This is a genomic window from Streptomyces scopuliridis RB72, assembly GCF_000718095.1.
Taxonomy (GTDB): Bacteria; Actinomycetota; Actinomycetes; order Streptomycetales; family Streptomycetaceae; genus Streptomyces; species Streptomyces scopuliridis.
In genome coordinates, this window is the sequence record NZ_JOEI01000009.1 from 414,765 (window position 1) to 433,308 (window position 18,544).

Genomic DNA, 18,544 nt, shown 5'->3' on the forward strand with positions numbered 1-18,544 from the left:
TGACGCCGAAGAGATGCGCGTCACGTCTCACATGACGGACATCACACCGGCGGGGCCCATCAGGCGTCGCGCACCGCGTACTTGAGCACCTTCTCCCCCAGTACCGCTTCCATGTCGTCCAGCAGAACGAGCGCTTCGCGCGAGGCCGGGCCAGGCTCGGCGCCCTCCAGCATCCGCTGGGCGATCCGCCCCATGAGCGTCCCGTGCACCCAGGAGAGCTGGCCGGCCACGAGCGTGGGGAGCGTGTCGTCCTCGTCGGCGCCGGTCTCCTCGCGCAGCGTCCTGTCGAGGTCGACGAGGACTTCGTGCTGGAGGAACCCGAGCCGGGAGCCGAGGGTGTGCGAGCCGTGCACGACCTCCATGAAGCGTGCGTACCCCTCGAAGAGACCGATGGCGGGCGACACGGCCTCGACCAGCTCGCGCAACTCGCGGAAGACGGCGTCCGAGGCCGACTCACCCTTGCCGCGGGCCCGTACGAAGCGGGAGAGCCGGTCCACGACGGACTTGCTGCGGTCGAGGAAGAGATCTTCCTTCGCCTCGAAGTAGTTGTACACCGTGTTGACGGAGACGTCCGCCGCCTCGGCCACCTCCGCGATCGTCACCGCGTCGAAGCCGCGCTCCAGGAAGAGGCCCGTGGCCACATCCGAGATGTGCTGCCTGGTCTGCCGCTTCTTCCGTTCCCTGAGGCCCTCGGACATGGCCCCATCCTAGGCTCCGCCGTCATGAGTGAAAACTTGGAGTCATTGCAAACTTTAAGAGGTTCTGTTTTTCTGGGGCCATGCCCATCATCAGTACGGCCGGGCTCGCCCGGACCTTCCAGACCAAGAACGGACCCGTCGAGGCCGTTCGCGGCATCGATCTGACCGTCCGCCCCGGCGAGATCATCGGCTTCCTCGGCCCCAACGGCGCCGGCAAGACCACGACCCTGCGGATGCTCACCACCCTGCTGCCGCCCACCGGGGGCGCGGCGACCGTCGCGGGCTTCGACCTGGAGCGCGAGCCGGAGGCGGTCCGGCGGAAGATCGGGTACGTCGCCCAGGCCGGCGGCGTCGATCCGCAGATCTCCGTACGCGAGGAACTGGTCACGCAGGGACGGCTCTACGGCCTCGGCAGGACCGCCGCCCTCGACCGGGCCGGGGAACTGGCGCGCGATCTCGGCCTCGTGGAACTGCTCGACCGCCCGTGCGGCGCGCTCTCCGGCGGCCAGCGGCGCCGGCTCGACATCGCGCTGGGGCTCATCCACCGTCCCAAAGTGCTCTTCCTCGACGAACCGACCACCGGACTCGACCCGGGCAGCCGGGCCGACCTGTGGGATCTGATCCGCTCCATCCGCGAGCGGCATGGCACGACCGTCTTTCTGACCACGCACTATCTGGACGAGGCGGACGAGCTCTCCGACCGGCTGATCGTGGTCGACCGGGGCGTGGTGGTGGCCGAGGGCACCCCGAGCGCGCTCAAGCGCGCGTACGCCGGTTCCCCCGACGCCACCCTCCAGGACACCTTCCTCGCGATCACCGGGCGCGGGATCGCCCCGGGGGACGCCACACCCGTAGCCGTGTGAGCACTTTTCGGCTCCCCGCCACAGGAGATACGTGATGACCGCGCTGCTGTCCGACACCGCGCTGATCTTCGGGCGCTACGCCCGCCAGACCCTGCGCTCCCGGTTCCAGATCCTCTTCGGCGTGCTGATGCCGCTGCTCTATCTGCTCTTCTTCGGTCCACTGCTGACCGGGCTGCCGCTCGGTGGCGCGGGTGACTCCTGGCAGGTCCTCGTGCCCGGCCTGCTGCTCCAGCTCGCCCTGTTCGGCGCGCTCTTCGCCGGCTTCTCGGTCATCGTCGAGAAGCAGCTCGGTGTGGTGGAGCGGATGCGGGTCACACCCGTCAGCAGGCCGGCCCTGCTGCTGGGACGGGTGCTGCGGGACGCCGCGCTCCTCGTCCTCCAGGCGGTGCTGCTGGTTTTGGCCGCCCTGCTGATGGGGCTGCGCGCGCCGCTCGCCGGCGTCGTCATCGGCTTCGCGTTCGTGGCGGTACTGACGATCGCGCTCGCCTCGCTCTCGTACGCCCTCGCCCTGAAGGTCGCCACACCGCAGGAGTTCGGTCCCACCATCAACGCCGTGAGCATGCCCTCGATGCTGCTCTCCGGACTGATGCTGCCGATGGCGCTCGCACCGGGCTGGCTGGACGTGCTGTCGCACTTCGTCCCGTTCCGCTACCTGGTGGACGCGGTCCGGGCCGGCTACGTGGGCGACTACGCCGGTACGGCCATGCTGTACGGGGTCCTGATGGCGGTCGCGCTCACGCTCATATCCGTCACCGTCGGTACACGGGTCTTCCGGAAAGCGGGCGCCTAACTACGCTGGCCATATGGTCAATCTGACGCGCATCTACACCCGCACCGGCGACAAGGGCACGACGGCGCTCGGCGACATGAGCCGTACCGCCAAAACCGATCTGAGGATCGCCGCGTACGCCGACGCCAATGAGGCCAACGCGGTCATCGGTACGGCGATCGCCCTGGGGCAGCTGCCCCCCGAACTCGTGAAGGTCCTCGTCCGCGTCCAGAACGATCTGTTCGACGTGGGCGCGGACCTGTCCACCCCGGTGGTGGAGAAGCCGAAGTTTCCGCCGCTGCGCGTCGAGCAGCCGTACATCGACAAGCTGGAGGCGGACTGCGACCACTTCCTGGAGCAGCTGGAGAAGCTGCGCAGCTTCATCCTTCCCGGCGGCACCCCGGGCGCGGCCCTGCTGCACCAGGCATGCACGGTCGTACGTCGCACGGAGCGCTCCACCTGGGCGGCGCTCGACGTACACGGCGAGACCATGAACGCCCTGACGGCGACGTACCTGAACCGCCTCTCCGACCTCCTGTTCATCCTGGCCCGCGTGGCGAACAAGGAGGTCGGAGACGTGCTCTGGGTCCCGGGCGGCGAACGCTGACGCCGGGCTCCACGCGGTTCTGTCCGTGTCCGTGCCCGAGCCGTCACCCGGCCGGGGGCCCGGGTCTCGGTTGCGTGGTCGGAGCCGGCGCCGACTCGTCGTCGGCTTCCTCCATGGCCTCGTCGATGGCTTCGTCGATCGTGTCGATGGCCGCCTCGATGGCGACGGTTGCGGCTGCCACCACAACCACAGCGGCCACCGCGACGACCGCGACCGCGGCCACGGGCACCAGAACGGCGAACCAGACCAGATGGCCGTCCAGTTCGACGAAGCTGGTCGGATTGCCACCGGTGAAGGCATACCTGTTACCGGTGTACGGGTCCACGCCGAGGTTCATGTCGGCGGGGGCGCCGGTGTACATGTCCCGGGTGGTGAAGCGGTTCAGACCCGGACTGTAGTCGCGGAAGCCCATGTCGTACGTACCGGACTGTGCGTCCCAGCACTTGGAGTTGTACCGGTAGGAAGCGCGCAGGTTCGCAGATTCCTGGAGGGGAGCGAGCGAGAACCCGCGCGCCGGTCATCCGATTGGGGAGCCCTGACGCGCGGGTTCTGCATGTTGATGGCGATTCTTGGAAATGGGTCTGACCGCGTATCCGTGAAAGCTATGGTCGATCACCGTCGACTGGAGTCAGCGGCGCTATGCGGCGCAGTTCGAGGAGTCGGGCGAGCCAGTCGGTGCGGGTTCGGCGGGCTGTGGTCGAGATGTGTGCCTGCGGGTACAGGGCGTCGAAGCCGTGGAAGCCACCCGCCCAGACGTGGAGTTCGGCCTGGCCGCCCACCGCCCAGATGCGGGTGGCGTAGTCGGTGTCCTCGTCACGGAAGACCTCGGCGGAGCCGGTGTCGATGTAGGTGGTCGGCAGGCCCGAGAGATCTTCGGCCAACGCCGGCGAGACGTATTCGGACACCTCGGCGTCGGTGAGGTCGCCGAGGACCGCGCCCCATCCGAACGCGTTCATCTCACCGGTCCAGACGCCGGGCACGCCGGAGTACTGGCGGCTGGAGATGGTGGTGTTGCGGTGGTCGAGCATGGGGCAGATCAGCATCTGCGCGGCGATCGCCGGGCTGCCGAGGTCGCGGGCCAGCAGGGTGACGCCGGCGGCGAGGCCGCCTCCCGCGCTGGTGCCCGCGACGACGATCCGGGCGGGGTCGATGCCCAGTTCGGCGGTGTGTTCAGCGACCCAGAGCAATCCCTGATAGCAGTCTTCGACCAGGACGGCGCCGGTGGCCTCCGGCGCGAGCCGGTAGTCCACGGAGACCACGACCGCGCCGAACTGGTCGAGCCACTCCAGCGGGATGTCGATCTGGGAGAAGCGGTCTCCCATGACCATCCCTCCGCCGTGGATCCAGTAGACGCAGGGTGCGGCAGTGGTCCGATCGGTGTTCGCAGGGCTGAGGACCGAAAGAGGAATCGGGGCACCGTCCTTGGCGGGCACGGTGATCTCGCGCCGGTCGACCTGTCGGTGTTCGAGGAGGGATTCGATGGGTGTCGAGGGGAGTTGGCGCAGTTGCGCGAGGACTTCCGGGTTGAGCCGGGACATGAGGGGCATGTCGGCCAGGAGCTCACGCAGTTCGGGGTCCAGGGCGGGTCGTGCCATGGTCATGGTCGTTTGCCTTTCGTGGTGGTGCCGGACGGCCGGGCAAGGAGGGTGCCGCCTCGGCGGGCGCCGAGGCGGCAGGCCGGGGGGGATTGATCGGGGCTTCAGAAGGCGGCCTTGCCGCGGACCGGGACGTAGTCGGTGTACTCGGGCTCCTTGGCCAGCAGCGGGTCGATCTGCGCCACGATGGCCTGGGCGGCCTCACCGGCGAAGATCCGGTGATGGTCGCCCTCGCTGGTCCAACCCTCGGTGACGTGGACGACGCCGGGATCGGACGCGGAGCGGGAGACCAGGTAGACGACGCAGTGTTCGCTCGCGCCGGGGCTGCCCTCGTTCAGACCGGTCAGCAGGAGGTCGACCAGCCGGTCGCCCATGCCGGGCCTGGCGGTCAGGGTGGCGCTGAAGCCATAGTTGGCGATCATGCTTGCCCTCTCGGTCGGTGTTGGAGTTCGGTGACTCCATTCAAACGAGCTGACCTGCGGAAACGTTAGAACGATGCTCGCCCGCACTTGCACGATCCTCGCGAGTACGGGAGCCATGGCCCGCAACGGTGCTGCAATGGACGCATGCACCTCGAAGAGCTCCGCACCCTGCTGGCCCGGCACGCCGGGCCCGACTGGACCACCGCCATCGACGGCGTCCTCGTCTCGAAGGTCGACCGCCCGGACCCGCCGGCCCCGTCCATGTCCGGCACAGTGCTGGCGGTCATCGCCCAGGGCGCCAAACGGCTTGCTCTCGGCGACCGGGTCTACGAGTACGGTCCCGGGCAGTACCTGGTCGCATCCGTCGACCTGCCCGTCACAGGACAATTCACCCAGGCCGACCCCGAACAGCCGGCGCTCGGCTTCGGGCTCACGCTGGAACCGTCCGCCGTCGCCGAGCTGCTCCTCCAGGCCGGCCCCGGAGACGCCCCCCGCGCCGGCGGCGGCACGCCCTCGGCAATCGCCGTCAGCGATGTCCCGCCCGCGCTGCTCGACGCGGTGGTCCGGCTGCTGCGGCTGCTCGACGAGCCCCGCGACCGGGCCGTACTCGCCCCGCTGGTCAAACGCGAGATCCTGTGGCGCCTGATCACCAGCGAGCAGGGGACAACGGTCCGCCAGCTCGGCCTCGCCGACAGCAGCCTCAGCCACGTCTCCCGGGCCGTGCGCTGGATCCGCGAGCACTACGCGCAGCCCTTCCGTGTCGAGGACGTGGCACGGATGTCCGGCATGAGCGCCTCCGCCTTCTACCGCAACTTCCAGGCGGTGACCGCGATGAGCCCCATCCAGTTCCAGAAACAGATCCGGCTCCAGGAAGCCCGCCTGCTGCTCGCCACCCACCCGGGCGATGTCACCGGAGTCGGCCACCGCGTCGGCTATGACAACCCGTCACAGTTCAGCCGGGAGTACCGCCGCCAGTTCGGCGCGCCGCCCAGCCGGGACGCCGCCCGCCTGCGCGATGCCGTTCGCGCCCCCACTGGTGTCCTGCCCTGAGAGGATTACGCAAGGGGGAGCGAGGATAGTTCTACTATTCCCGCAGGCCAGAGCGATTCAATGGGATTGCCAGTTCTTCTGCGGAGCAGGAAAATGCCTGTGCTCCGCGGATCCCATCACATCGCCGAGGGGCACAGCATGAAGACAGTTCTGATCACGGGTACGTCGTCCGGATACGGCCGGGAGATCGCCCTCCACTTCCACGCGCAGGGGTGGAACGTCATCGCCACGATGCGCACCCCTCGTGCGGGCGTCCTGCCCGAGTCGGACCGGCTCCGCATCGTCGAACTCGACGTGACCAAGCCCGCGAGCATCGCCGCCGCGCTCAAGGCGGCGGGACCCATCGACGTCTTGGTCAACAATGCGGGCGTCCCCTCGATCAGCGTGTTCGAGGGCACCCCCATGGCCCAGGTACGGGAGGTCTTCGAGACCAACACCTTCGGTGTGATGGCGACCACGCAGGCGGTGCTGCCCCAGTTCCGCGAGCGCGGCTCCGGCGTGGTGGTCAACGTGACCTCCAGCGTGGTGCTGGGCCACATGCCGCTCTCAGCCGTCTACAAGGCGAGCAAGATGGCCGTCGAGGGGTTCACCTCGTCCCTCGCGCTCGAACTCGCGCCGTTCGGTGTGCAGGCGAAGACGGTCGAGCCGGGCGCCTGCCTGACGACGAACTTCGCCACCAGGGCGACGAACGGCGCTTCACCGGACGAGTTGGTGCCGGCGCCCTACGCACCGTGGGCGAAGAAGGCCATGGACTCCTTCACGGGCCAGGACCTGTTCACCAAGGAGACCGATGTCGCCGAGGCGGTGTGGCGAGCCGTGCACGACACGACCGGCCAGCTGCGATTCCCGGCCGGTCCCGACGCGGTCTGGCTCGCCCAGGCGAAGTGACCAACAGCAGGCAAGGTGACGCGCACTGACGCCAGAGGCCCGCCCCGCGCACACGCGCGGGGCCGGGCCGCCGTTCCATGTGACGCCTGCCGAGGTAGCTTGGCTGTTCGCTCCGGGTGGGCGGCGCCGACGTAGCGCATGGCGGTCCCCCGGGCGACCATGGACCGGATCATGTCCTGGATCAAGCCCGCCCATCACCCCAGGATCGCCATCGGCTGAGGGGCACCGACCTGGAATGCCGGGCCTCCTCAGCCACGAACCCGGTGAGGAGGCCCACCAGTGGGCCCACCGCGGCACCCATCGGGACACCCACCGGGCACCCCCGGCTCAGCGCTGCCCCATCGACGACGGCCGTTCCACGCGGACGGATTCCGCGTCCGCCGGGGGCTTCTTCGGCCAGAGCGTGTACGTCAGGGCGATCACGCCGTGAATACCGGCGACGCGCGCCGCGTTGAGCTGCCACGCGGTCAGCGACTCCGTGCTGCCCGCGTCGCCCACGTACCAGATCGCGATCTGGAGCAGGACGACCGCGACCGCGGCGGCCAGGGCCGTACGGAGCCACAGCATGCCCTCGTACCGGGCGCGGGCCATGCCGTACCGCGGCGGTTTGACCGGCGGGGGGCCGCCGGCGAAACGATGGGCGACCCAGCCGTCGATCCGCTTGATCGTGTAGTGGCCGTAGCCGACGGTGAAGCCGATGTACATCGCGGCCAGACCGTGCTTCCAGTCCGGCTCCGCGCCGTTCCTGAGGTCGATGGTCGTGACCACCAGCAGCACGACCTCCAGCAGCGGTTCCAGCAGCAGGACCGCCCCGCCGAGCCGCGGCATCCTGGCCACGTAGCGCAGGAACAGCCCGGCGGCCAGCAGCACCCAGAAGCCGACCTCGCAGGCGACGATCAGTGTGACGATCACGGCGCCTCTCCTCTCTGTCGGCTCCAGCCTCGCGTCCGCGGGGCCACGGCACGTCGTCGTCAGTGACGAACCGCGACTGCATCCTTCGATGTACCCGGGCCTCGGCCAGGATGGGGACGCCGGTCCCCGGCGGGCGGTGTTGGATGGAGGGATGATCGCCTCTCCCCGATCTGCCGCGTCCGTACCCCCGCACCGGCCCCACCGGTCCCACCGGCCGCACCGCGTCGACGCGCTGATCGCCCTCGCCGGTCTGGTCGGCGGCATCGCCCTGTGGGCCGTGGGGCTGCACACCCAGGGCGGCCGACCGCTGCCCGGGGCCTGGGTGCTGCTGCCGCTGACCGTCATGGCGGCGTTGGAGCTGCTGCGCAGGTCGGCGCCGCAGACCGCGCTGGTCATCGGCACGCTCGCGCTGGTGGCCGATCAGTTCACCATCGGCAGTCTGGCGACGGTGGTGATGTTCACGGACGTGATGTACGCGGCCGTGCTGTACGGGACACCCGCCGCCGCCCGCCGTATCCCCTGGACCACCGGGCTGATCACGGTCGCGGTGACGATCGGCTTCGTCACCTGGCTGCGCACGCCCGAGGCGCTGCTGATCGGGGTGGTCACCGCGCTGATCAGCTTCTTTCCGGCCAGTACCGGCGTTCTCGTACGCAACCACCGGGACGCCGCCGAGTCGGCGCGGCTACGGGCCGAGCAGACGGCGCTGCTGGCCGAGATGGACCGGACCCAGGCGGTGGCCGCCGAGCGCGCGCGGATGGCCCGTGAGCTGCATGACATGGTCGCCAACCATCTCTCGGCGATCGCCATCCACTCGACGGCCGCGCTCTCGCTGGACGACGAGCGCACGTCCCGGGACGCGCTCGGCGTCATCCGGGAGAACAGCGTCGAGGGGCTGGCCGAGATGCGACGGCTGATCGGGCTGCTGCGCGAGAGCGACGACACCGGTACGGTGTCCGCCGCGCCGACGCTGCGGGCGCTGGACACGCTGCTGGAGCAGGCCCGTACGAACGGTGCCTCCAGCGGGCTGCGCTTCACCCTGGACGACCGGCGCGACGAGGGCGCCGGGCTGCCCACGCCCATCGATCTGGCCGCGTACCGCATCATCCAGGAGTCGCTGACCAACGCCCTCAAGCACGCGGTTCCCGGCACGATCACCGTCGAGCTGGACGGGGCGGAGCGCGCGCTGACGGTACGGGTCCGCAGCCCGTTCGGTGACCGGCCGGGGCCGCGCGCGCCGGGGTCGGGCGCCGGTCTGGTCGGGATGCGCGAGCGGGTCGAGCTGCTGGACGGAGACTTCGAGGCGGGTCCCGTCACCGCGGCCGACGGGGGAAAGATCTGGCTGGTACGGGCCGAACTGCCGGTCGTGGAAGGGCGGGAGAGAGCATGACGATCCGGGTGCTGGTCGCGGAGGACCAGTCGGCGGTACGCGCGGGGCTGGTGCTCATCCTGCGCAGCGCGCCGGACATCGAGGTCGTCGGGGAGGCGTCGGACGGCGAGGAGGCGGTCACGCGGGCCCGGGAGCTGCGGCCCGATCTGGTGCTGATGGATGTGCAGATGCCCCGGCTCGACGGGGTGTCGGCGACCCGGAAGGTGGTCGCGGAGCGGCTCGCCGATGTGCTGGTGCTGACCACCTTCGATCTGGACGAGTACGTTTTCGGGGCGCTGCGGGCCGGGGCCTCGGGCTTTCTGCTGAAGAACGCGGAGGCCGGTGAACTGCTCGCGGCCGTACGGACGGTGGCGCGCGGCGAGGGCCTGATCGCCCCGGCCGTCACCCGCCGGCTCATCGCGGAATTCGCGGCGCCGACGCCCGTACGCCCCGCCGGCGCGCCCGATCCGGCGATCCTGGACGTCCTCACGCGCCGGGAGCGCGAGGTTCTCTCGTGCCTGGGCCAGGGGCTGTCGAACGCCGAGATCGCGGGTCGCCTCACCATGGCCGAGGCGACCGTGAAGACCCATGTGAGCAGATTGCTGGGCAAGTTGGAGCTGCGCAGCCGGGTGCAGGCCGCCGTCCTCGCCCAGGAACTGGGAATCTGACCAGCAACTCCTCACCTTTGGTCTGGACCTATTGACGAGTGGTCCAGACCTTCCTACTCTCACCGCACACACTGCGGTGAGCCGTCGCAGGGTGAGCAGTGCACGGACCACCCCGTTTTGTCCTGTACTCACCTGAGGAGCACGCTTGAACTCCCAACCCGCCCTCCACAGACCCCGATTCAGATCCAGAGCCGTCGCGGGCCTCACCGCGCTGCTGCTGCCTCTGGCCGCCCTCGTCGGGCTGGCCACCCCCGCACAGGCCGCCGCCTCGGCCACCGCCTCGTACACCAAGGTCTCCGACTGGGGCACGGGCTTCGAGGGCAAGTGGACGGTGAAGAACACCGGCACCACGAGCCTCAGCTCCTGGACCGTCGAGTGGGACTTCCCGGCCGGTACGGCGGTCACCTCCGGCTGGGACGCCGACATCACCGGAGCGGCCAACCACTGGACCGCCAAGAACAAGACCTGGAACGGCACGCTCGCCCCCGGCGCGACCGTCACCTTCGGCTTCAACGGCACCGGGGCGGGCGCCCCGGCCGGCTGCAAGCTCAACGGCGGCTCGTGCGACGGCGGCCCCGGCGTCCCGGGCGACAACCCGCCCTCGGCCCCCGGCACCCCGACCGCGAGCGAGATCACCAACACCTCGGTCAAGCTGAGCTGGACCGCGGCCACGGACGACAACGGCATCAAGAACTACGACGTCCTGCGGGACGGCACGAAGGTCGCCACGGTCACCGGTACGACGTACACCAACACCGGTCTGACCGCGGGCACCGACTACTCGTACACCGTCCAGGCCCGTGACACGGCCGACCAGACGGGCCCGCTCAGCGGCGCCCGCGCGGTCCGTACGACCGGTGGCGACCCGGGCCCGGGTCCAGGGCCCGGCGGCAAGGTCAAGCTCGGCTACTTCACCGAGTGGGGCGTCTACGGCCGGAACTACCACGTCAAGAACCTGGACACGTCCGGTTCCGCGGCCAAGATCACCCACATCAACTACGCCTTCGGCAATGTCACCGGCGGCAAGTGCACCATCGGTGACTCCTACGCCGACTACGAGAAGGCGTACACCGCCGACCAGTCCGTCGACGGCGTCGCCGACACCTGGGACCAGCCGCTGCGCGGCAGCTTCAACCAGCTGCGCAAGCTCAAGGCGAAGTACCCGCACATCAAGGTCCTCTGGTCGTTCGGCGGCTGGACCTGGTCCGGCGGCTTCGGCCAGGCCGTACAGAACCCGGCCGCCTTCGCGCAGTCCTGCTACGACCTGGTGGAGGACCCGCGCTGGGCCGATGTCTTCGACGGCATCGACCTGGACTGGGAGTACCCCAACGCCTGCGGTCTGACCTGTGACACCAGCGGCCCCGCGTCGTTCAAGAACATGATGCAGGCCATGCGCGCCAAGTTCGGCCCCAACAACCTGGTCACGGCCGCCACCACGGCGGACGCCTCGGCCGGCGGCAAGATCGACAAGGTCGACTACGCGGGCGCGGCCCAGTACATGGACTGGTTCAACGTCATGACGTACGACTTCTTCGGCGCCTTCGCCGCGCAGGGCCCGACGGCCCCGCACTCCCCGCTCACCTCGTACCCGGGCATCCCGCAGGCGGGCTTCAACTCCGCCGAGGCGATAGCCAAGTTCAAGGCGCAGGGCGTGCCGGCCAACAAACTGCTGCTCGGTATCGGCTTCTACGGACGCGGCTGGACGGGCGTGACCCAGGACGCACCGGGCGGCACCGCGACCGGCGCCGCTCCCGGTACGTACGAGGCGGGGATCGAGGACTACAAGGTCCTCAAGAACACCTGCCCGCCCACCGGCACCATCGCGGGCACCTCGTACGCCAAGTGCGGCAGCAACTGGTGGAGTTACGACACCCCGGCCACCATCACGTCCAAGATGGCCTGGGCGAACCAGCAGAGCCTGGGAGGCGCCTTCTTCTGGGACTTCACGGGTGACACCGCCAACGGCGAGCTGGTGACCGCGATCAAGAGCGGTCTCGGATAGCCGGAACGGCACATAGGAAGGGGGCGGCGCCCGAGCGCCGCCCCCTTCAGTGTGTTTGCCAGGGCCCTGAGCGGGGCTCAGGCCACATTCACCCGTTGTCCGGGCGGAGCCGCCTCCAGCCAGGCGAGAAAGCCGGTGAGGGCGTCATCACTCATCGCCAGCTCCAGCCGGACCCCGCTGTGCGCACAGCCCAGGATGACCGCGTCGGAGAGCAGCGCCAGCTCCTCCTCGCCCTCGGGCGCGCGGCGCGACAGCACCTCGATCGCGGAGCGCTCCAGCGTACGGCGCGGACGCGGGGCGTAGGAGAAGACCCGGAACCAGTTGATGCGGTCGCCGTTGTAGCGGGCGACGCCGTACACCCAGCCCTTGCCGGAGAGATCGGGCTCCGCCGGCACGTTCCAGCGCAGACTGCAGTCGAACGTCCCGCCGGAGCGCTGGATCAGCCGCCGGCGCAGACCGAAGACGAAGAGCCCCACCGCAACCAGTACGACGACCAGTCCGCAAATGAGCAGAGCGAGGACCATCAAACACCGACCTCCTCGCCTCATTCAGTACCGGAACAGGAACCGCACCCGCATCGCCTCAGCCGCGACCCGGTCCGGAGGGATCCGGAACGAGCCGCGGCTGAGGATAAATCAGTGGTGACAGCGCTCAGCGCACCGCCACCGCACGCAGTCGGACGTCGGCGCGCCGTTCGGCGGCGTCGTCGGCATCCGACTTCGCGCGTTCCAGCGCACGCTCGGCGCGCTGGGTGTCGATCTCATCCGCAAGCTCGGCGATCTCCGCCAGCAGCGAAAGCTTGTTGTCGGCGAACGAGAGGAAACCGCCGTGGACAGCGGCCACGATCGTTTCGCCCTCACTCGTACGAATGGTCACCGGGCCCGACTCCAGCACACCGAGCAGCGGCTGGTGACCGGGCATGACGCCGATGTCGCCGGACGTGGTGCGCGCGACGACCAGGGTGGCCTCGCCGGACCAGATACTGCGGTCAGCGGCGACCAGCTCGACATGCAGCTCAGCAGCCAAGGGTGGCTCCTCGGGTCACCACCCGGCCGTATCGCCGGGTGTTGGCTTCAATTCTATGGGGTGTCGATAAGAGAGCGACGGAGGGGGGCGGGAGGTACCCGCCCCCCTCCGTGCGCCGACGGGTCAGGAGACGCCGAGTTCCTTGGCCTTGGCCTTCAGGTCCTCGATGCCACCGCACATGAAGAACGCCTGCTCGGGGAAGTGGTCGTACTCCCCGTCACAGATCGCGTTGAACGCGGCGATCGACTCGTCGAGCGGCACGTCCGAACCGTCCAGGCCGGTGAACTGCTTGGCGGCGTGGGTGTTCTGCGACAGGAAGCGCTCGACGCGACGGGCCCGGTGGACAACGAGCTTGTCCTCCTCGCCCAGCTCGTCGATACCGAGGATCGCGATGATGTCCTGGAGGTCCTTGTACTTCTGCAGGATTCCCTTGACGCGGCTGGCCGCGTCGTAGTGCGCCTGCGAGATGTAGCGCGGGTCCAGGATGCGGGACGTCGAGTCCAGCGGGTCCACCGCCGGGTAGATGCCCTTCTCCGAGATCGGACGCGACAGCACGGTCGTCGCGTCGAGGTGCGCGAAGGTCGTGGCCGGGGCCGGGTCGGTCAGGTCGTCCGCGGGGACGTAGATCGCCTGCATCGAGGTGATCGAGTGACCGCGGGTCGACGTGATGCGCTCCTGGAGCACACCCATCTCGTCCGCCAGGGTCGGCTGGTAACCCACCGCGGACGGCATACGGCCGAGCAGCGTGGAGACCTCGGAACCGGCCTGGGTGAAGCGGAAGATGTTGTCGATGAAGAGCAGCACGTCCTGCTTCTGCACATCGCGGAAGTACTCCGCCATGGTCAGCGCGGAGAGCGCCACCCGCAGACGCGTGCCCGGCGGCTCGTCCATCTGGCCGAAGACCAGCGCGGTCTTGTCCAGCACGCCCGAGTCGGTCATCTCGTCGATGAGGTCGTTGCCCTCACGGGTGCGCTCACCGACACCGGCGAACACGGAAACACCGTCGTGCAGCTTGGCCACACGCATGATCATTTCCTGGATGAGGACGGTCTTGCCGACGCCCGCACCACCGAACAGACCGATCTTGCCGCCCTTGACGTACGGGGTCAGCAGGTCGACGACCTTCAGGCCGGTCTCGAACATCTCGGTCTTGGACTCAAGCTGGTCGAAGGCCGGGGCCTTGCGGTGGATCGGCCAGCGCTCCGTGATCTGGGACTCGGCCTCGGGCTCGTTCAGGATCTGACCGAGGGTGTTGAACACCTTGCCCTTGGTCACATCGCCGACCGGGACGGTGATGCCGTTGCCCGTGTCGGTCACCGGGGCCTGGCGAACCAGACCGTCGGTGGGCTGCATCGAGACCGCGCGGACCACACCGTCGCCCAGGTGCTGGGCTACTTCGAGGGTCAGCGTCTTGAGCTTGCCCTCCTCGGCCGGGTCCGCGACCTCGACGTGCAGCGCGTTGTAGATCTCCGGCATCGCGTCGACGGGGAACTCCACGTCGACGACCGGGCCGATGACCCGGGCGACGCGGCCCGTGGGTGCGGCCGTCTCAACAGTGGTCGTCATTAATTTTCACTCCCCGCGGTCGCGTCGGCCAGTGCGCTCGCGCCACCGACGATCTCGCTGATTTCCTGGGTGATTTCGGCCTGGCGGGCCGCGTTGGCAAGCCGGGAGAGGCTCTTGATGAGGTCCCCGGCGTTGTCGGTCGCCGACTTCATCGCGCGGCGGGTGGCAGCGTGCTTGGAAGCGGCGGCCTGGAGCAGCGCGTTGTAGATACGGCTCTCGACGTAGCGCGGCAGCAGGGCGTCGAGGACGTCCTCCGCCGACGGCTCGAAGTCGAAGAGCGGACGGATCTCGCCCTTGGTAACCCCCGCGGCGGCAGCCGCTGATGTTACTGACTCGGCCGCCTTGTCCAGGCTGAGCGGCAGCAGCCGGTGCTGCACCGGCGTCTGCGTCAGCATCGAGACGAACTCGGTGAAGACGATGTGGAGCTCGTCCACGCCGCCCTCGGCCGTGTCCTGCTGGACGGCCGCGATCAGCGGAGCCGCGACCTGCTTGGCGTCCGCGTACGTCGGGCTGTCGGTGAAGCCGCTCCACGAGTCCGTGACCTTGCGCTCACGGAAGCCGTAGTAGGCGACACCCTTGCGGCCGACGATGTACGTGTCGACCTCCTTGCCCTCACCGCGGAGCCGCTCGGTGAGCCGCTCCGCCGCCTTGATGGCGTTCGAGGAGTAGCCGCCGGCCAGTCCGCGGTCGCTCGTGATGAGCAGGATCGCGGCGCGGGTCGGCGTCTCCGCCTCGGTGGTCAGGGGGTGCTTGGTCGTCGACCCCGTCGCCACCGCGGTGACCGCGCGGGTCAGCTCGGTCGCGTACGGAGTGGAGGCCGCCACCTGGCGCTGCGCCTTGACGATGCGCGAGGCGGCGATCATCTCCATCGCCTTGGTGATCTTCTTGGTCGCGGTGACGGATTTGATGCGACGCTTGTAGACCCGGAGCTGGGCTCCCATGAGTCAGGTCCCTTCCGTCGTCACTTGGAGACGCTGACGGCCGGCGCGTCGTCGCCGAGGAGCTTGCCGTCCGAGGTCTCGAACTGCCGCTTGAAGGCGGTGATGGCGTCCGCGATCGACTGGATCGTGTCGTCGGACATCTTGGCGCCCTCGGCGATGCTGGTCAGCAGGTCCTTGCGCTCACGGCGCAGGTACTCCAGCAGCTCGCTCTCGAAGCGACGGATGTCGGCGACCGGTACGTCGTCCATCTTGCCGTTGGTGCCGGCCCAGACGGAGACGACCTGCTCCTCCACCGGGAACGGCGCGTACTGCGGCTGCTTCAGCAGCTCGACCATGCGCTTACCGCGCTCCAGGGACGCCTTGGACGCCGCGTCCAGGTCGGAACCGAAGGACGCGAACGCCTCCAGCTCACGGTACTGGGCGAGGTCCACACGCAGTCGGCCGGAGACCTGCCGCATGGCCTTGTGCTGGGCGGAGCCACCGACTCGGGAGACCGAGATACCGACGTTCAGCGCGGGCCGCTGGCCGGCGTTGAACAGGTCGGACTCCAGGAAGCACTGTCCGTCGGTGATGGAGATGACGTTGGTCGGAATGAACGCCGACACGTCGTTGGCCTTCGTCTCGACGATCGGGAGACCCGTCATCGAACCGGCGCCCATGTCGTCGGAGAGCTTGGCGCAGCGCTCCAGCAGACGCGAGTGCAGGTAGAAGACGTCGCCCGGGTAGGCCTCACGGCCCGGCGGACGGCGCAGCAGCAGGGACACGGCGCGGTAGGCGTCGGCCTGCTTCGAGAGGTCGTCGAAGATGATCAGGACGTGCTTGCCCTGGTACATCCAGTGCTGGCCGATGGCCGAACCGGTGTACGGCGCCAGGTACTTGAAGCCGGCCGGGTCGGACGCGGGGGCGGCGACGATCGTCGTGTACTCAAGGGCGCCCGCCTCCTCCAGCGCACCGCGGACACCCGCGATGGTGGAGCCCTTCTGGCCGATGGCGACGTAGATGCAGCGGACCTGCTTGTTGGTGTCGCCCGAGCGCCAGTTGTCGCGCTGGTTGATGATCGTGTCGACGGCCAGAGCGGTCTTGCCGGTCTGCCGGTCGCCGATGATCAGCTGACGCTGGCCACGGCCGATCGGCACCATGGCGTCGACAGCCTTGTAGCCGGTCTGCATCGGCTCGTGGACCGACTTACGGACCATGACGCCCGGGGCCTGCAGCTCCAGGGCGCGGCGGCCTTCGGTCTCGATCTCGCCGAGGCCGTCGATCGGGTTGCCGAGCGGGTCGACCACGCGACCCAGGTAGCCCTCGCCGACAGCGACGGAGAGGACCTCGCCGGTACGGGTGACCGACTGACCCTCCTCGATACCGCTGAACTCGCCGAGGATGATCGAACCGATCTCGCGCTCCTCAAGGTTGAGGGCGAGACCAAGGGTGCCGTCCTCGAACTTCAGCAGCTCGTTCGCCATGGCCGAGGGAAGACCCTCGACCTTCGCGATGCCGTCACCGGCCACGCTGACCGTACCGACCTCCTCGCGCGAGGCCGCGTCCGGCTTGTACGACTGGACAAAGTTCTCCAGCGCGTCCCGGATCTCCTCCGGCCGGATCGTGAGCTCCGCCATCTGGGTTCCCTGCTCTCCTTGTTGGGCCCGAAGTTTCTTTGGGGGTCTGCGGGTCTGGGGGCGACCCCCAGGAATCTTCTGCAATTTCTGCACGGCCCAACCGGGCCGCTGGTGTTGCTCTGTTCTGTTGCCTGCGTCTGCCTGCGTCCGCGGACGGCTCCGCCGTCCGTCGTCAGCCCGCGAGTCGCCGTTCCGCCTCTTCGAGACGGTCCGCGACGGTGCCGTTGATGACCTCGTCGCCGACCCGCACCGAGATCCCGCCGAGGACCTCGGGGTCCACGTCCAGGTTCAGATGCATCGGGTGGCCGTACAGCCTGGCCAGAGCGGCGCCGAGACGCTGCTTCTGTCCGTCGCTGAGCGGCACGGCCGAGGTGACGACGGCGACCAACCGGTCCCGGCGCGCCGCGGCGAGCCGGGACAGGGTCTGGAGACCCGCTTCCAGGCTACGTCCCCGGGGCCGGGTCACGAGACGCACTACCAGACGCTCGGTGGCCGGATTGGCCCGGCCGCCCAGCAGACCGTTGAGGAGCCCGGTCTTGGCGGTGGTCGTCGCCGACCGGTCGGTCAGCGCGGCCCGCAGCGCGGGGCTGGACTCGACGATCCGGCCGAACCGGAACAGCTCGTCCTCCACGTTGTCCAGCGAACCGGCCTGCTGCGCGGCGGTGAGCTCGGCGGTCGCCGAGAGCTCCTCCACCGAGTCGACCAGGTCACGCGGCTGCGACCAGCGGGAGCGGACCATGCCGGAGACCAGATCGGCGGCCGGACCGCCCACCTGACCGCTCAGCAGCCGTCCGGCCAGCTCGGCCTTGGCCTCGCCGGCCTGCGCCGGGTCGGTCAGGACCCGACGCAGCGAGACCTCACGGTCGAGCAGCGCGGTCACGGCGGCCAGCTCTTCGGCGAGCTTCGCCGCGTCGACCGACGTGCTGTCGGTCAGCGCGTCGAGACGCTCACGCGCGGCGGCCAGCGCCTCGCGGCTCGCTCCGTTCATCGCGTGGCCTCGGCCTTCGAAGCGCCGTCCTCAAGCTCATCGAGGAAGCGGTCGATGGTGCGGCTCTGCCGGGCGTGGTCCTCAAGGGACTCCCCGACGAGCTTGCCGGCCAGTTCGGTGGCGAGCTTGCCCACGTCCTGGCGCAGCGCGCTGGCCGCGGACTTGCGGTCGGCCTCGATCTGGGCGTGACCGGCGGCGACGATCTCCTCACGCTGCCGCTGACCTTCCGCCCTCATCTCCTGGATGATCGCGGTGCCCTGCTCGGTCGCCTCCTGGCGGAGCCTGGCGGCCTCGTGCCGGGCTTCGGCGAGCTGCGCCTTGTACTGCTCAAGGACGCTCTCCGCCTCGGTCTTGGCGGCGTCGGCCTTCTCGATACCGCCCTCGATGGCCTCGCGACGCTCTTCCAGAACCTTGTTGATGTTCGGAAGGAGCTTCTTGGCGAGGAGGCCGAAGACGATGACGAAGGCGAGCAGGCCGATGACGAGCTCGGGAATCGGCGGAACGAGGGGGTTTTCACCCTCCGCAGCCGCGATAGTGAGCAGCGGGCTCATATCAGTGCCTTTC

19 protein-coding genes and 1 pseudogene are annotated in these 18,544 nt (G+C 69.1%); 8 read left to right on the forward strand and 12 right to left on the reverse strand.

Annotation, left to right across the window (positions count from 1 at the left end; translation table 11 throughout):
* Positions 1–59 precede the first annotated feature (59 nt).
* On the reverse strand, positions 60–698 hold the full coding sequence (locus IF11_RS0114470; RefSeq protein WP_030351978.1) for a TetR/AcrR family transcriptional regulator: 639 nt from the start codon (positions 696–698) through the stop codon (positions 60–62).
* 80 nt (positions 699–778) lie between these two features.
* Between IF11_RS0114470 and IF11_RS0114475 the strand changes: the two genes are divergently transcribed.
* From IF11_RS0114475 to IF11_RS0114485, 3 genes are read left to right on the forward strand one after another with little or no spacing between them, the layout of a single operon-like run.
* Positions 779–1,561 (forward strand): ABC transporter ATP-binding protein, encoded by a 783-nt coding sequence (locus tag IF11_RS0114475; RefSeq protein ID WP_030351979.1) that lies wholly within the window; start codon positions 779–781, stop codon positions 1,559–1,561.
* A 34-nt stretch (positions 1,562–1,595) separates the two neighbouring features.
* Positions 1,596–2,351, forward strand: coding sequence for an ABC transporter permease (locus IF11_RS0114480; RefSeq protein ID WP_030351980.1), 756 nt, complete (start codon positions 1,596–1,598; stop codon positions 2,349–2,351).
* Positions 2,352–2,364: 13 nt separating this feature from the next.
* Positions 2,365–2,937 (forward strand): cob(I)yrinic acid a,c-diamide adenosyltransferase, encoded by a 573-nt coding sequence (locus IF11_RS0114485; RefSeq protein WP_030351981.1) that lies wholly within the window; start codon positions 2,365–2,367, stop codon positions 2,935–2,937.
* Between the two features lie 250 nt (positions 2,938–3,187).
* Here IF11_RS0114485 and IF11_RS43190 read toward each other — a convergent pair.
* The 3 genes and pseudogenes from IF11_RS43190 to IF11_RS0114500 form a co-directional block, all read right to left on the reverse strand.
* Positions 3,188–3,400, reverse strand: a pseudogene (locus IF11_RS43190) (RHS repeat-associated core domain-containing protein); the annotation flags it as partial.
* 139 nt (positions 3,401–3,539) lie between these two features.
* Positions 3,540–4,538, reverse strand: coding sequence for an alpha/beta hydrolase (locus tag IF11_RS0114495; RefSeq protein ID WP_030351983.1), 999 nt, complete (start codon positions 4,536–4,538; stop codon positions 3,540–3,542).
* 98 nt (positions 4,539–4,636) lie between these two features.
* Positions 4,637–4,954 carry a putative quinol monooxygenase gene (locus IF11_RS0114500; protein ID WP_030351984.1) on the reverse strand — a complete coding sequence of 106 codons (318 nt, stop codon included), beginning with the start codon at positions 4,952–4,954 and terminating at the stop codon, positions 4,637–4,639.
* A gap of 144 nt (positions 4,955–5,098) precedes the next feature.
* Between IF11_RS0114500 and IF11_RS0114505 the strand changes: the two genes are divergently transcribed.
* Together IF11_RS0114505 and IF11_RS0114510 are read left to right on the forward strand one after the other, a co-directional pair.
* Positions 5,099–6,004, forward strand: coding sequence for an AraC family transcriptional regulator (locus IF11_RS0114505; protein ID WP_030351985.1), 906 nt, complete (start codon positions 5,099–5,101; stop codon positions 6,002–6,004).
* 138 nt (positions 6,005–6,142) lie between these two features.
* Complete coding sequence (locus IF11_RS0114510) at positions 6,143–6,892, forward strand: SDR family oxidoreductase (protein ID WP_030351986.1); 750 nt, start codon at positions 6,143–6,145, stop codon at positions 6,890–6,892.
* A gap of 327 nt (positions 6,893–7,219) precedes the next feature.
* On the opposite strand, the gene IF11_RS0114520 is transcribed toward IF11_RS0114510, so the two are convergent.
* A complete protein-coding gene (locus IF11_RS0114520; RefSeq protein ID WP_030351987.1) occupies positions 7,220–7,804 on the reverse strand; it encodes a hypothetical protein in 585 nt (194 codons plus the stop codon).
* Between the two features lie 151 nt (positions 7,805–7,955).
* Here IF11_RS0114520 and IF11_RS0114525 point away from each other — a divergent pair, with 151 nt between their 5' ends.
* The 3 genes from IF11_RS0114525 to IF11_RS0114535 all read left to right on the forward strand — a co-directional run bounded on the left by IF11_RS0114525 (position 7,956) and on the right by IF11_RS0114535 (position 11,843).
* The gene (locus IF11_RS0114525; protein ID WP_051745891.1) at positions 7,956–9,194 is read left to right on the forward strand and encodes a sensor histidine kinase; all 1,239 of its coding nucleotides are present in this window, start codon (positions 7,956–7,958) and stop codon (positions 9,192–9,194) included.
* The gene (locus IF11_RS0114530; protein WP_030351989.1) at positions 9,191–9,841 is read left to right on the forward strand and encodes a response regulator; all 651 of its coding nucleotides are present in this window, start codon (positions 9,191–9,193) and stop codon (positions 9,839–9,841) included. Before IF11_RS0114525 ends, IF11_RS0114530 begins: the two co-directional genes overlap by 4 nt.
* 145 nt (positions 9,842–9,986) lie before the next feature.
* A complete protein-coding gene (locus tag IF11_RS0114535; protein WP_030351990.1) occupies positions 9,987–11,843 on the forward strand; it encodes a glycoside hydrolase family 18 chitinase in 1,857 nt (618 codons plus the stop codon).
* 77 nt (positions 11,844–11,920) lie between these two features.
* Here IF11_RS0114535 and IF11_RS0114540 read toward each other — a convergent pair whose 3' ends face one another.
* The 7 genes from IF11_RS0114540 to IF11_RS0114570 all read right to left on the reverse strand — a co-directional run bounded on the left by IF11_RS0114540 (position 11,921) and on the right by IF11_RS0114570 (position 18,531).
* A complete protein-coding gene (locus IF11_RS0114540; RefSeq protein WP_030351991.1) occupies positions 11,921–12,367 on the reverse strand; it encodes a DUF2550 domain-containing protein in 447 nt (148 codons plus the stop codon).
* Positions 12,368–12,494: 127 nt separating this feature from the next.
* A complete protein-coding gene (locus IF11_RS0114545; protein ID WP_030351992.1) occupies positions 12,495–12,869 on the reverse strand; it encodes a F0F1 ATP synthase subunit epsilon in 375 nt (124 codons plus the stop codon).
* Between the two features lie 123 nt (positions 12,870–12,992).
* Positions 12,993–14,435 carry a F0F1 ATP synthase subunit beta gene (atpD, locus tag IF11_RS0114550; RefSeq protein ID WP_030351993.1) on the reverse strand — a complete coding sequence of 481 codons (1,443 nt, stop codon included), beginning with the start codon at positions 14,433–14,435 and terminating at the stop codon, positions 12,993–12,995.
* On the reverse strand, positions 14,435–15,376 hold the full coding sequence (locus tag IF11_RS0114555; protein WP_030351994.1) for a F0F1 ATP synthase subunit gamma: 942 nt from the start codon (positions 15,374–15,376) through the stop codon (positions 14,435–14,437). The genes atpD and IF11_RS0114555 overlap by 1 nt, the downstream gene beginning before the upstream one ends.
* Before the next feature lie 20 nt (positions 15,377–15,396).
* Positions 15,397–16,992: a F0F1 ATP synthase subunit alpha gene (gene atpA / locus IF11_RS0114560; RefSeq protein WP_030351995.1), complete on the reverse strand. Its 1,596-nt coding sequence runs from the start codon at positions 16,990–16,992 to the stop codon at positions 15,397–15,399.
* A gap of 172 nt (positions 16,993–17,164) precedes the next feature.
* On the reverse strand, positions 17,165–17,980 hold the full coding sequence (locus IF11_RS0114565) for a F0F1 ATP synthase subunit delta (RefSeq protein ID WP_030351996.1): 816 nt from the start codon (positions 17,978–17,980) through the stop codon (positions 17,165–17,167).
* The gene (locus tag IF11_RS0114570; RefSeq protein ID WP_030351997.1) at positions 17,977–18,531 is read right to left on the reverse strand and encodes a F0F1 ATP synthase subunit B; all 555 of its coding nucleotides are present in this window, start codon (positions 18,529–18,531) and stop codon (positions 17,977–17,979) included. Before IF11_RS0114570 ends, IF11_RS0114565 begins: the two co-directional genes overlap by 4 nt.
* Positions 18,532–18,544 lie beyond the last annotated feature (13 nt).

Bases quoted from the DNA above. Each gene is read 5' to 3' on its own strand.
- IF11_RS0114470 (WP_030351978.1), bottom strand. From the start codon at position 698: ATGTCCGAGGGCCTCAGGGAACGGAAGAAGCGGCAGACCAGGCAGCAC.
- IF11_RS0114475 (WP_030351979.1), top strand. From the start codon at position 779: ATGCCCATCATCAGTACGGCCGGGCTCGCCCGGACCTTCCAGACCAAG.
- IF11_RS0114480 (WP_030351980.1), top strand. From the start codon at position 1,596: ATGACCGCGCTGCTGTCCGACACCGCGCTGATCTTCGGGCGCTACGCC.
- IF11_RS0114485 (WP_030351981.1), top strand. From the start codon at position 2,365: ATGGTCAATCTGACGCGCATCTACACCCGCACCGGCGACAAGGGCACG.
- IF11_RS0114495 (WP_030351983.1), bottom strand. From the start codon at position 4,538: ATGACCATGGCACGACCCGCCCTGGACCCCGAACTGCGTGAGCTCCTG.
- IF11_RS0114500 (WP_030351984.1), bottom strand. From the start codon at position 4,954: ATGATCGCCAACTATGGCTTCAGCGCCACCCTGACCGCCAGGCCCGGC.
- IF11_RS0114505 (WP_030351985.1), top strand. From the start codon at position 5,099: ATGCACCTCGAAGAGCTCCGCACCCTGCTGGCCCGGCACGCCGGGCCC.
- IF11_RS0114510 (WP_030351986.1), top strand. From the start codon at position 6,143: ATGAAGACAGTTCTGATCACGGGTACGTCGTCCGGATACGGCCGGGAG.
- IF11_RS0114525 (WP_051745891.1), top strand. From the start codon at position 7,956: ATGATCGCCTCTCCCCGATCTGCCGCGTCCGTACCCCCGCACCGGCCC.
- IF11_RS0114530 (WP_030351989.1), top strand. From the start codon at position 9,191: ATGACGATCCGGGTGCTGGTCGCGGAGGACCAGTCGGCGGTACGCGCG.
- IF11_RS0114540 (WP_030351991.1), bottom strand. From the start codon at position 12,367: ATGGTCCTCGCTCTGCTCATTTGCGGACTGGTCGTCGTACTGGTTGCG.
- atpD (WP_030351993.1), bottom strand. From the start codon at position 14,435: ATGACGACCACTGTTGAGACGGCCGCACCCACGGGCCGCGTCGCCCGG.
- IF11_RS0114555 (WP_030351994.1), bottom strand. From the start codon at position 15,376: ATGGGAGCCCAGCTCCGGGTCTACAAGCGTCGCATCAAATCCGTCACC.
- atpA (WP_030351995.1), bottom strand. From the start codon at position 16,992: ATGGCGGAGCTCACGATCCGGCCGGAGGAGATCCGGGACGCGCTGGAG.
- IF11_RS0114565 (WP_030351996.1), bottom strand. From the start codon at position 17,980: ATGAACGGAGCGAGCCGCGAGGCGCTGGCCGCCGCGCGTGAGCGTCTC.
- IF11_RS0114570 (WP_030351997.1), bottom strand. From the start codon at position 18,531: ATGAGCCCGCTGCTCACTATCGCGGCTGCGGAGGGTGAAAACCCCCTC.